Source organism: Streptomyces sp. NPDC004266 (assembly GCF_042874095.1).
Lineage (GTDB): Bacteria > Actinomycetota > Actinomycetes > Streptomycetales > Streptomycetaceae > Streptomyces.
On sequence record NZ_JBIAMM010000003.1, the window covers coordinates 355,505 to 368,575 of the forward strand.

14 protein-coding genes are annotated in these 13,071 nt (G+C 73.5%); 3 read left to right on the top strand and 11 right to left on the bottom strand.

The features are described from left to right. The first annotated feature begins 142 nt into the window (after window positions 1-142). Entirely contained in the window at window positions 143-721 is a 579-nt protein-coding gene (locus tag ACFYUZ_RS09640) for a TetR family transcriptional regulator (RefSeq protein ID WP_389307329.1), read from the top strand. Window positions 722-1,170: 449 nt separating this feature from the next. Here the strand turns inward: ACFYUZ_RS09640 and ACFYUZ_RS09645 are convergent, their stop codons facing one another. The 3 genes from ACFYUZ_RS09645 to ACFYUZ_RS09655 form a co-directional block, all read right to left on the bottom strand. After that, the gene (locus ACFYUZ_RS09645) at window positions 1,171-1,935 is read right to left on the bottom strand and encodes an HAD family hydrolase (protein WP_389307330.1); all 765 of its coding nucleotides are present in this window, start codon (window positions 1,933-1,935) and stop codon (window positions 1,171-1,173) included. After that, complete coding sequence (locus ACFYUZ_RS09650; protein WP_389307331.1) at window positions 1,932-2,285, bottom strand: LysR family transcriptional regulator; 354 nt, start codon at window positions 2,283-2,285, stop codon at window positions 1,932-1,934. Before ACFYUZ_RS09650 ends, ACFYUZ_RS09645 begins: the two co-directional genes overlap by 4 nt. A 77-nt stretch (window positions 2,286-2,362) precedes the next feature. Next, entirely contained in the window at window positions 2,363-3,349 is a 987-nt protein-coding gene (locus ACFYUZ_RS09655) for a ScbA/BarX family gamma-butyrolactone biosynthesis protein (protein ID WP_389307332.1), read from the bottom strand. A gap of 121 nt (window positions 3,350-3,470) precedes the next feature. On the opposite strand from ACFYUZ_RS09655, the gene ACFYUZ_RS09660 reads away from it, so the two are divergent. After that, entirely contained in the window at window positions 3,471-4,175 is a 705-nt protein-coding gene (locus ACFYUZ_RS09660; RefSeq protein WP_389307333.1) for a ScbR family autoregulator-binding transcription factor, read from the top strand. Window positions 4,176-4,269: 94 nt separating this feature from the next. Here the strand turns inward: ACFYUZ_RS09660 and ACFYUZ_RS09665 are convergent, their stop codons facing one another. The 7 genes from ACFYUZ_RS09665 to ACFYUZ_RS09695 all read right to left on the bottom strand — a co-directional run bounded on the left by ACFYUZ_RS09665 (window position 4,270) and on the right by ACFYUZ_RS09695 (window position 11,035). Then, window positions 4,270-5,313, bottom strand: coding sequence for a DMT family transporter (locus tag ACFYUZ_RS09665; RefSeq protein ID WP_389307334.1), 1,044 nt, complete (start codon window positions 5,311-5,313; stop codon window positions 4,270-4,272). A gap of 172 nt (window positions 5,314-5,485) precedes the next feature. Next, the gene (locus ACFYUZ_RS09670; RefSeq protein ID WP_389307335.1) at window positions 5,486-7,084 is read right to left on the bottom strand and encodes a class I adenylate-forming enzyme family protein; all 1,599 of its coding nucleotides are present in this window, start codon (window positions 7,082-7,084) and stop codon (window positions 5,486-5,488) included. A gap of 32 nt (window positions 7,085-7,116) precedes the next feature. Further along, on the bottom strand, window positions 7,117-8,793 hold the full coding sequence (locus ACFYUZ_RS09675) for an arginine decarboxylase (protein WP_389307336.1): 1,677 nt from the start codon (window positions 8,791-8,793) through the stop codon (window positions 7,117-7,119). A gap of 148 nt (window positions 8,794-8,941) precedes the next feature. After that, window positions 8,942-9,286: a hypothetical protein gene (locus ACFYUZ_RS09680; protein WP_389307338.1), complete on the bottom strand. Its 345-nt coding sequence runs from the start codon at window positions 9,284-9,286 to the stop codon at window positions 8,942-8,944. A 37-nt stretch (window positions 9,287-9,323) separates the two neighbouring features. Further along, window positions 9,324-9,506: a DUF1272 domain-containing protein gene (locus ACFYUZ_RS09685; protein WP_030693603.1), complete on the bottom strand. Its 183-nt coding sequence runs from the start codon at window positions 9,504-9,506 to the stop codon at window positions 9,324-9,326. A 123-nt stretch (window positions 9,507-9,629) separates the two neighbouring features. Beyond that, entirely contained in the window at window positions 9,630-10,007 is a 378-nt protein-coding gene (locus ACFYUZ_RS09690) for a VOC family protein (RefSeq protein ID WP_389307340.1), read from the bottom strand. Between the two features lie 116 nt (window positions 10,008-10,123). Further along, window positions 10,124-11,035 (bottom strand): DMT family transporter, encoded by a 912-nt coding sequence (locus tag ACFYUZ_RS09695; RefSeq protein ID WP_389307761.1) that lies wholly within the window; start codon window positions 11,033-11,035, stop codon window positions 10,124-10,126. A 189-nt stretch (window positions 11,036-11,224) separates the two neighbouring features. Here ACFYUZ_RS09695 and ACFYUZ_RS09700 point away from each other — a divergent pair, with 189 nt between their 5' ends. Further along, window positions 11,225-12,082, top strand: a complete 858-nt coding sequence (locus ACFYUZ_RS09700; RefSeq protein ID WP_389307342.1) for a LysR family transcriptional regulator — start codon at window positions 11,225-11,227, stop codon at window positions 12,080-12,082. Here ACFYUZ_RS09700 and ACFYUZ_RS09705 read toward each other — a convergent pair. Next, entirely contained in the window at window positions 12,069-13,001 is a 933-nt protein-coding gene (locus ACFYUZ_RS09705) for a DUF2199 domain-containing protein (RefSeq protein ID WP_389307343.1), read from the bottom strand. The two genes, ACFYUZ_RS09700 and ACFYUZ_RS09705, sit on opposite strands and share 14 nt — an antisense overlap. Between the last annotated feature and the right edge of the window lie 70 nt (window positions 13,002-13,071).

A 13,071-nucleotide genomic window follows, 5' to 3' on the forward strand; every position in this document is an offset into this window, starting at 1 on the left:
GGAGGTTCAGTGGTGGTACTGATGCGAGTAGAAAAAGATTCTGCCTGGAAGGTATTTTCTGAGAGGCCGTCATGAGAGACATGGAGGGCCGCCACAGCGGAAGGGAGGCGGACGCCCGGTGAGGCAACAGGACAGGGCCCGCATGACCTATGACCTGGTGCTCGGCGCGGCAGCGGCCGAGTTCGCCCTGCACGGATTCGCGGGGACGAACCTGGCCGACATCACGGCCCGCACCGGACTGACCAAGGGAGCTCTCTACGGACACTTCTCCTCGAAAGCCGACCTCGCCGGTGAACTGACCCGCTCCTTCGAGTCGGCCTGGACCGACGCCCTCGCCACCGCCGCCGGCGAGGCGGAGGAGAGCGGCGCGGCACTGCCCACCCTGCGGAGACTGCTCCTCGACCTCGCCCACAGGGTGCACGGGGACCTGCCCTTCGCCGCCGGACTGCGCCTGGTCCTGGACGCCGCCCGCGCCGAGGGCACCACCCCCGTCCCCCTCGGCAGGCTCTGCGACCTCGTGGAGCGCCTGATCCGCAAGGGCCAGGGGGAGGGTTCGGTCCGCACCACCCATCCGGCCGGCCTGCTGGCCCGGCTCGTCGTCGCCCTTCTCGTCGGTGCGCCTGCCGTGGTGACGGCGACGGACGCGACGGGTCCCGCCGAGCTGGTGAGCGAGGTCTGGGACATCCTGGAGCCCGCGCTGTCGGGCTCCCGCGGCGGCTGAGCCGGGGCGAGGGCGGAACGGGTCCGCACGGGTGGGGCCGCACGGCGGAGCTTGCGCGGGTGGGGCCGCACGGGTGGGGCTTGCGCCTGTGGGGGATGCGCAAGAGTGCGTGGGGATACGGACGGCACGCGGGTGACAGGAGTTCCGACGGCCGCACGGTTCCGCGGGCCACGCGGTTCCATGAGCCCTGAAGTCCCGCGAGCCACGGGCTTTCGCGAGCCGCGGACTTCCGCCGGCACGGACCTTCGGAGGCCACGGAGTCTCGCGGGCCACGGAGTTCCACGGGCCGCGCGTGCGTCCCGGGGTCCTCGGAGTCACCCGGGGTCCTCGGAGTCGCCTGGGGCGGCGGGGCTCTCGTGCGGGCGGGGCTTCCGTGGGGACCGGGGTCATGGGCGGGGCTTCCGTGGTGGGCTGCGGCGGCGGAGGGGTCCGCGCCCCGGTACGGAGCCTCAGGCCGCCCGTGCCGCCGGGGTGCGCGCGGGGCGCGCGGCCGCCGGGAGACCGGTCGGGGGTCCGGCCGGCGAGGCGGGTGGGGTCAGCGGCGCCGGGCCCGGCAGCCAGGACCAGGCCGCCGTCTCGGACGGCGGGGCGGAGATCGGGCCGTCGCCGACCAGGACGGGGTGGCCGACGGAGCGCAGCAGCGGCAGGTCGCTCTCGTCGTCGGCGTAGCCGAAGCACTCCTCGGCGGCGATGCCGAAGGCCGACATGATCCGCCGGGCGGCCTCGGCCTTGGCCTCGCCGATCATGGGAGGCCCGGACAGCTCCCCGGTGAGCAGGCCCTCCGAGGTCACCTCGGGCACGGTGCAGACCACGAGGTCGGCTCCGACCTCCCGGGCCAGCGGGTCGAGGCAGGCGGAGAAGGCTCCGGAGACGAGGACGACCAGGTCGCCGGCGTCCCGGTGGCGGCGCAGGGCCTCGTGCACGGGGCGGTGGAACAGGCCGTCGGCGCGGGCCTTCTCGTACCACTCCCGGCCGCTGGCCTCCAGGTCGCCGAGGTGGCTGCCGGCGAGGAAGCGGAAGAAGGAGCGGTTCACCTGCTCGCGGGGCACGCCCTCGCGGATCTGGCGCTGGAGCGAGGCGCGCGCCGCGGCGAGCCTGCGGGCGGCCACCTCTCCGCGCCCCCAGTGCCGGGCGAGGACACAGGCCATGCTCTTGCAGGTGATCAGGGTCTCGTCCACGTCGAAGAACGCGGCCCGGGCCGGGGCGATGCTCATGCTCTGCCCCCTCTGTCGACGAGGCGGTCGGCGGTGAAGCGGCCGGTCACGCCGGCCGGCCGGACCGTCCGGCGGTCCGCCGCGGAGGGCGCGGGGTCGGCGATCTCGTACTGCGCCGTCTCGACGAGTTCGAGGATCCGCTCCGCCAGCGGGCGCAGGCGCGCGCCGGCCGGCGTGAGTTCCACGGAGCGGTTGCCGCGCCGCTGGAAGAGCGAGGCCCCCATGTCCTCCTCCAGGCCCTTGATCTGCGCGGTCACGGCGGGCTGGGAGTAGTGCAGGTTGTGGGCCGCGCGGGTGAAGCTGAGTTCCCGGGCCACTTCGCGGAAGGCCCGTAAGTGCTGGAGTTCCATCCTTCTGCCTTTCTACGCTCGTCCGTTCTTCCCTTGAACGTGCGGCGGGACGTGCGGCCGCACGTGGTGCCGTGCCGTCAGGCGCAGCGGGCCACGGCGGTGGCGAGGACGCGTCCGCCCTGGGTGGCGGCGAGGCGGACCCGGCCGTCCTCCGTGGGCGCGGCCTCGACGGCCACGGCCCGGGCCAGCTCGCCGAAGACGGCGAAGTCGGCGTCCAGCGAGGTCAGCGCGGCGCCCCCCGTCGTCTCTCGGGCGGCCTGCCGGAAGGCCTCCAGGAGCAGCATCCCGGGCACGTGGTCCGAGGGGTGCTCGAAGTAGCCGGGGTGCGTGGGGTCGACGTGCAGCCGCCATTCCCGGGCGCCGGCCGGCCGGTTCCGCTCCTCCGCGGCGGGTACGGAGCGCAGGACGTACCGGTCGTCGACGGCGCCCGCGGCCGTCCCGTGCGCGGAGGTCGCGGGCTCCACGGGTGCGGTCTCCGCGACGCGGCCGCGCTGTCGGAGCCGCCCGTACCGCACGCCGTCGATCACGACGACCCCGGCGGAGGCGCGGGCGCACTCCCGGCCGCCGACCTCGATCACCATGTCGAAGCGGGCGTCGAAGCGGCGCGGGTTGCGTCCGCCGGCGGGCGTCACGACCTTCACGTCGAGGACCACCGCGAGCGGTCCGCAGCCGACCCGGAGGGCGGCCGGGTCGCCGATGCGCAGCGACAGCGCCTTGAAGATGAAGTGGTGGCCGAGCGGCACGTCGTGGTACCGGTGGCTCAGGAAGATGCCGGCCTGTCGTACGGTCTCGACCAGCAGCATGAAGTCGCACTGCCCGGTGGTCTCCGGGCGGTACAGCGCGTGGTTCCGGGGCAGTTGCGCACCGACCAGGAAGCGGTCGGCCCCGGCGACGACCGCGTCGGTGAGGAAGACCTCCGTCACCGAGGCGCGGTGCACGAAACGGCGGGAGATCGTGCGGTCGAAGCTCAGGCCTTCCTTGGCCTCCCGGATGAGCGACTCCAGGGAGTCGACGGGCGTGAGCGTCTCGACGGGTAACACGGTCTGCAGCACACCGATGGACATCCTTATCCCCCTCAAGGTGAAGCATCGTGGCGACGAGGGACCTCGGCGGCCCCTCGGCAGCAAGAAATATACCTTCGGGAATGTATATTGCAAGGCATAGGAACGAGAGAGGCGGACGGACATGGCGACACCACGAAGCGGGCCCGGGCCACGGACCACCGCGGCCGGGCAGGGGAGCGCCGGACCCAGGCAGCGGGGCACCGAACCGAAGCCGCGGAGCGCCGAAACCAAGCCCCGGAGCGAACCGAAGCAGGAGCGCGCCCGGCGCACGAAGGGGCACATCCTCCAGTCGGCGGCCGAGCTCTTCGCCGAGCGCGGCTACGCGACCGTGACCCTGCAGGACGTGGCCGAACGCGCGGAGATGACCAAGGGGGCGGTGTACTTCCACTACACGAACAAGGAGGCCCTGGCGGTCGCGGTCGTGCAGGAGCACTACGCGCGCTGGCCCGAGATCCTCAAGGGCGCCGAGGGCGACCACGAGGAGCCGTTCGACACGCTCGTCGCCGTCCTCGACGCGGTCACCCGGGCGTTCGCGCGGGACATCGTCGTCCAGGCCGGCGCGCGGCTCCAGATCGAGCGGGCCCTCATCGACGCCGAGCTCCCCGAGCCGTACGTCGGCTGGGAGGAGTACCTGAGCCGGCTGATCGCCGAGGCCCGGGACGCGGGACAACTGCGGGCCGGAGTGGAACCGCGCGCGGCGGCCCGCGTGCTGGTCTCCGCCTTCTTCGGCATGCAGCACATCTCGGACGTCCTCAGCCGCCGCGAGGACCTCACCGAGCGGCACGAGGAGCTGCGGGCCGTCCTCCTCGAAGGGCTGCGCGGCTGATCGGCCGCGTGCCCGCCGTGAGAAGCCGGAAAACGGCGTGGCCCCCCACGGATGCGGGAGGCCACGCCGTACGCGTTCGACGGGTCGGTGCCGGTCAGGACCTGCTGCCCGAGGCGACCGGCGCCTGCGCGGAGGCGGAGCCGGTACCGGAGGCCGTACCGGAACCGGAACCGGAAGCCACGACCGGGGCCGGGGCGGCCGCGGCGGCCTTGGCGGCGACCCGGCGCAGGTACAGGTTGTTGAAGACCAGCGCGAGCGCCGTGAGCGAGGCGCCGACGATCTGCATGCCGGCCGGGACGACACCGGTCAGGGCGGAGATCACGAAGGCCGTGATCGGCACGACGTCCATGAAGAGGACGCCGTTGAGCGGGCCGAGGTAGCGGTTGCCGAAGTTCCAGCCGAGGACGCCGACGAAGCCGGCGATGACGCTCATGTAGGCCAGCTGGGGAAGGATCGAGCCCACGGCACCGGCCGTCGGGACCGGGACGCCGCCGGCGGCCAGGATGACCGCCGTGATCACGGCGGCGCTGGCGAGGCCGAGGACCGTGGTGATCGCCGTGTACTTGATCGGGGACCAGGTCGGGAAGTAGCTCGCGCCCGAGGTGTAGACGACCCAGCACAGCGCGGCGAAGAGCAGCAGGGCGTCGGCGCCGGCCGTCTTCGGGGAGGCGATCAGCGAGCCGATGTCGCCGTCGGAGACGACGAGGATGGTGCCGACGAAGGACATCGCGATGAAGACGAGCGAGAACTTCGGCGGAACGACCTTCTTCAGCACCCAGTTCACCAGGAAGCCCATCATGGGCATGGTGGCCATCATGATCGAGGCGTTCAGGGCGCCCCGCTCGCCGATGAGGTCCTGGCCGAAGAAGACCAGGAACTGGAAGCCCGCGAAGCCGGCCGTGCCGAACAGCCAGGCCAGGCCGATGCGTTCGCCCTTGAGGCGGAGCCCTGCCTTCCCCTCGCGGATCCGGAGGAAGACCAGGAACATCGCACCGGCGATGGTGTAGCGCATCACGGTGAAGGTGAAGGGGTCGATGTGCTTCAGGGTGGAGTCCATGAGGGGGAACATCGCGCCCCAGGACACCGTGGCCAGGAGGCAGAGGAGGACGCCTCGCGTGTACGTGTTCTGACTGTTCATGAGTCTTCCTGTCGGGCCTGAGCCGGATGGGAGTTGAGGGGGGTCGGGGGAGGGCGGTGCGCGGGGGAGTACGGCGGGGCGGCCGGGTCCCGGATCCGGAGGAGGGGGTACGGGCTCCGGGACCCGGCCACGTGCGGGGGGCGTCGTACGGGACGGGCCGTACGGTCGCGGGTCAGACCCCGGCCGGCTCCGGATCGCGGGACTCCGCGGGGCGGATGTCGAGCAGCGGCAGGACCGACTCCAGGAGCTGGGCGGCCCGGACCTTGCCGGTCGGGCTGTACGGGATGGCGTCGACGGGGACCACGTACGCCGGGAGGCACGGCACCCGGCGGGCGCAGGCGGCGCTGACCGCCCGGTAGCCGCTCTCCCGGCGCTCGGGGGCGACCGGGGTGAAGGGCACGACGAGCACCTCGCCCGCGCCGGGGAGGCTGGTGCGCAGGACGGCCGTCTCGCGGACGCAGGGCAGGTCCATCAGGTCGGCTTCGAGACCGAAGATGTTGACGTCGAGCGGCTTGCCCGCCTCGGCCTTGGCCACGCCGTCGTTGCGGCCGGTGAGTTCGAGCCGGCCCGCCTCGTCGATGAGCCCGCTGTCGCCGGTGAGCAGGAAGCGCTGCGTACGGCCGCCGTAGTCGAGGGTCATGAAGTCGGGCTCGCTCGTCGCGTAACTGTCCATCAGCTGGTAGCTGGCGATGGCGACCCGGCCCCGGCTTCCCTTGGGGAGCGGCTTGTTCTCGGGGTCGAGGACGACGACGGTGTTGCCGGGCATGGGGCGGCCGGAGCGGCAGGGAGCCACGTGCAGCTCCTCGGGGCCGATCATGACGTTCACGCCGGTCTCGGTCGTGCCGTAGTAGAGGTGCAGCACCGGGCCGAGCCGGTCCCAGGCGTTGTTGACGACCCACCGGTTGAGGTGCCGGCCGCCGGAGAGGACGAAGTGCAGGCGGGAGGTCTTGTGCAGGTGCTCGGAGTTCGGGTGGGCGACGACGCGGGCCAGGACCGGCGGCACCATCAGAGTGGTGGAGACGCCCTCGTCCTGGATGATCCGGATGAGCTCCTCGGCGTCGTCGTGCGGGCCGAGGACGACGGTGCCGCCCAGGGTGAGGAAGATCCGCGCCCAGCCCGGCCCGGAGGCGTGGTACAGCGGCACCGTGACGAGGTGGACGTCCTCTTCGTCGAAGGCGTACTGGTCGACGAGGTCGGCGAAGCGGCGGGCCTCGAAGGAGGTGCGCCGGACGACCATCTTGGGGACGCCGCTGGTGCCGGAGGTGAAGGAGAAGGCCTCGAAGGGCTGCTCCACCGGCCGCGGTTCGCCGGGGGCCGACACGAGGAGGTCGGTGAAGCTGACCGAGACGGTCTGGCCGTCGGGCAGGCCCACGGGCTCGCTGTCGATGGATATGTCGAGTATGTCCCGGCCGCCGGGCCAGCCGCACTCCTCGACGAGCCCGCGGTGGGCCTTGGAGGTGATGACGACGGTCGGCTCCAGCTGGTCCAGCGCGGCGCCCGTCGCGACGGGCCCGGCGGTGTAGTCGAGGCCGACGCAGGGGATGCCGAGGGAGCTGACGGCGGCCATGGAGACCACCAGCTCCCAGCTGTTCTCGGCGAGGAAGACCGCGCGGGCGGGCCGGGTCTCGGGCAGCAGGTCCTGGATGGCGCAGGCCACCCGGCTGACCTTGTCGGCGAAGCTCGCCCAGGTCATGCGGGTCTCGCCGTCGACGACGGCGACGCGCTGGGGCCAGCGGGCGGCGTGCTTGCGGATGTCCGCGATCTTGATCATGGAGGTTCTCTCCTCGGAATCGGAGGGGCGGATCAGCTGGTGGCGACGGCGGTCGCGGCGGCCGTGACGGTGGCCGCGGTGGTGCCGGCGGCGGAGACCGCGGCGGCGGCACCGGCGAGCTTCTCGGTGGTGAGCTTCTCGACGGTCAGGTGCTCGGCGGTCAGGTGGTCGGCGGTGGCCGGCACGGAGCCGGTGGCGGCGGCCCGGACGGCGAGCTCACGGGCGGAGACGGTCGGGTTCCGCAGCGTGTAGATCTCGCAGCCGCTGGAGCGCAGGGTGTCGATCTGACTGAGCGTCCGCTCGCAGAGCTTCTCGCCGGGCACCGTGATGGGGATGCCGGGCGGGTAGGCGATGATGAAGTGCTCGGAGGTGCCCGCGGCCAGGGCCGCGGAGGCGCTCCGGTAGGTGCGCTGGATGGTGCGCAGGGCGTCGAGGAGCCGCAGCAGGGTCGCCTCGTCCACCCCGATGTGGATGTGGAAGAGGACGGCGTCGCCGCTCTCCCGGGCCACGTACAGCGCGTACTCGTCGAAGAGCATCCGGCGGAAGTCGGCCGCCGTGATGCCAAGGGCGCTGATGTCGACGAGGACCCGGGTGGGGTCGTCACTGACGAGCTGCGCGGCGTCGGCGAGGTGGCCGTCGGGTCCGAGCGGGCGGTACGCGGAGAGCCTCGGGTCCGTGGCGAGCTCGACGCGCAGGGTGCGGGCGAGGCCGAGGGAGCGGCCGAGGAGCGACTCGCCCTCGGTCTCGGCCTGGAGCCGGGCCAGGTCCAGGCTGGCGAGCACGGGCCAGCTGGGCGAGGTGGTGTGGTGCTGGAAGAGGGCCTGCGCGGTGCGCTCCCGGGCCTCTCCGTCGCCGATGAGGTGCAGGTACGAGCCCTGGCGGAGCGCGGACATCGACTTGTGCGCGGAGTGGGTGACGGCCACGTTCATCGCGAGGCGCGGGTTGTCGGCGCGGAGCGCCTCGACGGCGTGCAGCGCGGTGAGCGGGCGCAGCCTGGGGTGGAAGCGGTGCGCCGCGCCCCAGGCCTCGTCGACGAGGACGGAGACGGTGGGGTGGACGGCGGCGAGCTCGGCGAGGACGGTCGGCAGGTCGTACCGGACGCCGTCGTAGGAGACGGCGGAGAGGACGACGGTGTCGAAGGGCCGGCCCTCGGCCGCGGCGGCGCGGAACATCTCCAGGAGCCGGGGCAGGTCCGCGTACGTCCGGGGGCAGCCGTCGCAGCAGCGCTGCATGGGGGCGTACGCGACCTGGACGCCGAGCGAGTTGAGGGCGAAGTGCACCGACTGGTGGCAGGAGCGGTCCGCGAGGACGCGGGAGCCTGGCTGGGTCAGCGCGGTCAGGGCGACCCGGTTGGCGGTGCTGGTGCCGGCCGAGAGGAAGAAGGTGGCGTCGGCGCCGAAGCTGCGGGCCGCGAGGCGCTGGGCCTCGCGGAGCGGGCCCCGTGGCCGGAAGAAGGAGTCGAGCATCGTGCCGCTGTAGGACACGTCGGCCGCGAGCTGCGCGACGCCGAAGAGCGCCTCGTAGGTCTCCCGCATGTGGGAGTCGCGGATAGACCGGCCGTGCGAGAGCGGCAGCGCGTGGAACGTGGCGATGTCACGTCGGGCGACTGCGAGCACGGCGTCAGCGAGGGGGGTCCTGCCGTCCGGGTGGGCCCCGGAACGAGCCGGCAGTGTCGCCGGCTCCGGAGTGGAGCTGGTGGATGCGGTCATGGACCCATGAAATAAAAACCTTCGCGAAGGTATCAACTATCATCAGCGACGCTGATGGACCCCGCCGGCGCCACCCCCTCCGACCTGCGCGGGCGCCGGGACGCCCGCGGACGCGGATCCCGGCGCTCCGGCGGGCGCCCGGGCGCGCCTACCTCATGAGGGTCTCGAAGCCCGCCCGGTCGCAGGAGGACACGACGCGCCCCTCGGCCACCGGATCCGCGCCCGTGACCGCGGCGACGGTGTCGTCGAGGACGCGGGCGCTGTCCTCGTCGTGCCCCTTGCGGTCGAGCACCTGGGCGGCGGAGATCACGGTGGGGGCGAGCGCCCCGGCACCTCCGTCCGCGGCGCTCCCGGGCTTCTTCGGGAAGGCGTCCACGGAGTTCCTCGCCTCCTGCCAGGTGCCCAGCCTGGTGCAGTAGTCCTGCCAGTACGCCTTCACGTCCTCGGCGTCCGACGACGAGCAACCGCCCAGCAGGACCGCGGCGCACACCACGCCCAGCGCACGGCTCCCCCTCCGCACCACACGCCCCCTAGCCACGGACCCGCCGCGGACGGGCCACGAGCTCGCCGCCGCAGTTGGGGCAGACGTCGTTCATGGCGTCGGCGCACGGAACGCAGAAACTGCACTCGAACGAACAGATCCGGGCGGGCCCGTCCGGCACCAGGGCCTCGGTCTCACAACGCTCGCACCGTTCACGCATCTCCAGGGCCATGACCGGCTCCCCCTCCTCGTACGACGTGGCAACCCCTCCATGATCGACGCCCGCACGGACCCCCTCAACAGGCGGGCGGCCAAAGACCGACGGAATCGGGTCAGCCGCCCGGGATCCGACGGATCAGTGCCTGACCAGGCAGAACGGATGGCCCGCCGGGTCCGCGTACACCCGCCAGCTCCGGGTGTCCGCCCCGTCGTCGAGCAGCCTCGCGCCCTGCGCGAGGACCTGCTCCTGGGCGGTGTCCAGGTCGGCGACGCCGAAGTCGAGGTGGAACTGCTGGGGGCGCTCCGGACCCGGCCACGTCGGCGGGCGGTGGTCGGCGACGCGCTGGAAGCAGAGGACGAGGCCTCCGGGGGTGTGCAGCGTGGACCAGTCCTCGCCGAGGGACCAGCGCGGATCGGGCCGGTCTACGTCCCCGCCGAGCAACGCCCGGTAGAAAGAGGCCAGTTCATCGGGGGCGGAACAGTCGAGGACGACGCACTGCAGGTCGGCGATCATGTGCGGATCATAGGCGCCCCGCCGGGCCCCGTTCCTCCCGAAACCCGTCCTCCCCGGCCTCCCGCCGGGAAGAAGGGCCGGAGCCGGAACCGGGGCCGGAACCGGTCCCGGTTCCGCTAGCGGGGCTCCCGGCGGGCCCTTCGGGACTGGGTGCGGACCGCGCCCATGCTCGCCGCGATGACGAGGGCGATCGCGAGGGCGTCGGTGCCGGACAGGGCCTGGTCGAGGACGAGGAAGCCGGCCGTCGCGGCGATGGCCGGCTCCAGGCTCATCAGGATCGCGAAGGTGGGCGCGGGCAGCCGGCGCAGCGCGAGGAGCTCCAGGGTGTACGGGAGGACCGAGGACATCAGCGCGACGGCGAGCCCCAGGCCGATCGTCGACGGCACGAGGAGCTTGTCGCCCGCCTCCGCGATGCCGAACGGCAGGCTGAGGACGGCGCCGAAGGCCATGGCGAGCGCGAGTCCGTCGGCCTGCGGGAAGCGGCGGCCCGTGCGCGCGCTGAAGACGATGTACGTGGCCCACATGGCGCCCGCCGCGAGCGCGAAGGCCGCGCCGAGCGGATCGAGGCGGTCGAAGCCGCCGCCCCCGAGGAGGGCGACGCCGCCGAGGGCGAGCCCCGCCCAGAGGAGGTTCATCAGCCGGCGCGAGGCGGCCACGGAGAGGACCAGCGGGCCGAGGACCTCCAGGGTCACGGCGGCGCCCAGGGGGATCCGGTCGACGGCCTGGTAGAAGAGGATGTTCATGCCGGCCATGGCGGTGCCGAAGGCGGCGACCGTCCCCCAGTCGGCGCGGCCGTAGCCGCGGACCCTGGGCCGGCAGACGATCAGCAGGACGGCGGCGGCGAGCACGAGCCGCAGGGTGACGACGCCGAGCGCGCCCGCGCGGGGCATGAGCAGGACGGCGACGGCGGAGCCGAACTGCACGGAGAGCCCGCCGGCGACGACCAGCGCGACGGGCCCGAGCCGGCGCCCGGCCGCGGAGCGGGCCGCCCCCGCCCCGAGCACCGAGGCCCCCGCGGGCGTCGCCACCGGGGCCACCTCCTTGACGGGACTGTCCACCGAAGACTCCTTCACCCACACGCTAGTCCACCGAATTGAACCCCCAAGTCCAGGATAGTGCACCTTCCGTCCGGCCCCCGGCCGGAACGCCCTTCCCACGCTACGAGTCCGTGCGCCGCACCGGAAATGCCGATTGCGCTGCGGTTATGCTCCGGACGCATGAGCATCGAGCTGCGCCACCTCCGCTGCTTCCTCGCCATCGCCGAGGAATCCAGCCTCACCAGGGCGGCCGCCCGACTCCACCTCACCCAGCCCGCCGTCTCCCGCACGCTCGCCGCCCTGGAGCGGCACCTCGGCGCCCGGCTCGTCGACCGCTCCACGCACCACCTCGCGCTCACCGCCGAGGGCCGCGCGTTCCAGGACCGGGCGGCCGCCGCCCTCGCCGCCTTCGAGGCCGCCGTCGACCCCGCGCGACTGCGCCACCGCCCGCTGCGCCTCGGGCACGCCTGGTCGGCCTTCGGCCCGTACACCACTCCCCTGCTCCGGCGCTGGCAGCGCGCCCACCCCGAGACCCCGCTCGAACTCCTCCGCGTCGACGACCGCACCGCCGGCCTCGCCCGCGGCGAGGTCGACGCGGCGCTGCTGCGCGGGGCCGTGGAGGCGCCCGGCCTGGTCACGGCGGAGCTCACGAGCGAGGAGCGGGTGGCCGCGCTGCCCGCCGACAGCCCGCTCGCGGACCGCCCCCGTCTCGCCCTCGACGACCTCGCGGGCGAGACGGTCGTCCTCAACACCGTCTCGGGCACGACCACCCTCGCGCTCTGGCCCCCCGCCGCCCGCCCGACGGCCACCCTCACGGTCGCCAACACCGACGACTGGCTCACGGCGATCGCCGCCGGCCGGGGCATCGGCGTCTCCTCCGTCTCCACGGCGGCCCTCCACCCCCACCCGGGCGTCACCTACCGCCCGCTCCCCGACGCACCCCCGCTGCCGGTGCTCCTCGCCTGGCGGGACGCCTTCCCGCACCCGGCGACGGAGGCGCTGGTGACGATGGCCCGCGAGATCGTCAGCGGGAGGTGACCGCCGCGGCGTCCCGCCGCAGGGAACGCCAGACGTGCAGGGCCCAGGGGTGCTGCTCCGGCTCCTCGTACGAGCAGAACAGCCCGGCCGCCGAACCGTCCGGCTCCACCGCGTACGCCGTGAGCTCGTGGCGCGTCCGCCCCGTGTCCCGGGGCGCGGACCAGAAGGCGTACCGGATCCCGCCGTCCGGCAGACGCTCGGTGTGGTGCTGCCCCTCCGGCACCTCGGGGGCGCGCTCGAGGAGCGCGGCGAGGAAGTCCTCGGCGGCACGCCCCGGTTCGGTGTCCTGGAAGAGCCCCACGGCCACGCTGCGGTCCCGCGCCGCGAACTGGTCGGCGCCGTTCTCGAACCGCGCGGAGAAGCCGGCGGTGCGCTCCACCGACCATCCCTCGTCGAGATCGGTCCGCACGGCGACGGGCAGGGGATGCGGGAAGCGGGCGAGGACGTGGTCCCGGTCCCAGGTCTCGCCCAGGAGGCGCACGGCCTCCGGCCCGTGCCCCTCCACCAGGTACGGCAGCTCCTCCGGGTCGGAGATCCGCCCGGTGAACTCCGCCCCGAGGACCTCCTCGCCCCACGGACGCACGGCGTTCGCGAGCCGGCCGCGCACGACGAGCTCCGGATAGGCGACCTCGTCGTCCCAGATGTCGGCGGCGCGCAGGAAGGTCGCCTCGTCGATCTCCACCCACGCCCCGAGGACGAGCTCGGTGTCCCCGGTCAGCCGCACCGGCAGCAGGCACCGCACGAAGAACCCGGCTCCGTCGAGGGCGAGGAGCGCGCTCGGCCCGGGAGACCGCCGCGCCTCCTCGGGCAGCTCGAAGGCGACGTCCGGCAGCCCGAAGCGGATGTCGATCCGCCGCTCGTCGACGAGGGCGTCACCGCAGCAGGAGCAGGTGGTGGGGGCGGGTGCGGAAGTGCTCATTCCCGCACCCTAGACCGCTCGGACACGCCCCCACCCGGCAGCACCGCCGAAGGCGGACCGGCCCGGCCCG

What these genes read in the sequence shown, in the direction of transcription:
- ACFYUZ_RS09700 (WP_389307342.1), top strand. Translation starts at nt 11,225, where the DNA reads ATGAGCATCGAGCTGCGCCACCTCCGCTGCTTCCTCGCCATCGCCGAG.
- ACFYUZ_RS09675 (WP_389307336.1), bottom strand. Translation starts at nt 8,793, where the DNA reads ATGACCGCATCCACCAGCTCCACTCCGGAGCCGGCGACACTGCCGGCT.
- ACFYUZ_RS09670 (WP_389307335.1), bottom strand. Translation starts at nt 7,084, where the DNA reads ATGATCAAGATCGCGGACATCCGCAAGCACGCCGCCCGCTGGCCCCAG.
- ACFYUZ_RS09640 (WP_389307329.1), top strand. Translation starts at nt 143, where the DNA reads ATGACCTATGACCTGGTGCTCGGCGCGGCAGCGGCCGAGTTCGCCCTG.
- ACFYUZ_RS09645 (WP_389307330.1), bottom strand. Translation starts at nt 1,935, where the DNA reads ATGAGCATCGCCCCGGCCCGGGCCGCGTTCTTCGACGTGGACGAGACC.
- ACFYUZ_RS09685 (WP_030693603.1), bottom strand. Translation starts at nt 9,506, where the DNA reads ATGGCCCTGGAGATGCGTGAACGGTGCGAGCGTTGTGAGACCGAGGCC.
- ACFYUZ_RS09655 (WP_389307332.1), bottom strand. Translation starts at nt 3,349, where the DNA reads ATGTCCATCGGTGTGCTGCAGACCGTGTTACCCGTCGAGACGCTCACG.
- ACFYUZ_RS09650 (WP_389307331.1), bottom strand. Translation starts at nt 2,285, where the DNA reads ATGGAACTCCAGCACTTACGGGCCTTCCGCGAAGTGGCCCGGGAACTC.
- ACFYUZ_RS09660 (WP_389307333.1), top strand. Translation starts at nt 3,471, where the DNA reads ATGGCGACACCACGAAGCGGGCCCGGGCCACGGACCACCGCGGCCGGG.
- ACFYUZ_RS09690 (WP_389307340.1), bottom strand. Translation starts at nt 10,007, where the DNA reads ATGATCGCCGACCTGCAGTGCGTCGTCCTCGACTGTTCCGCCCCCGAT.
- ACFYUZ_RS09705 (WP_389307343.1), bottom strand. Translation starts at nt 13,001, where the DNA reads ATGAGCACTTCCGCACCCGCCCCCACCACCTGCTCCTGCTGCGGTGAC.
- ACFYUZ_RS09665 (WP_389307334.1), bottom strand. Translation starts at nt 5,313, where the DNA reads ATGAACAGTCAGAACACGTACACGCGAGGCGTCCTCCTCTGCCTCCTG.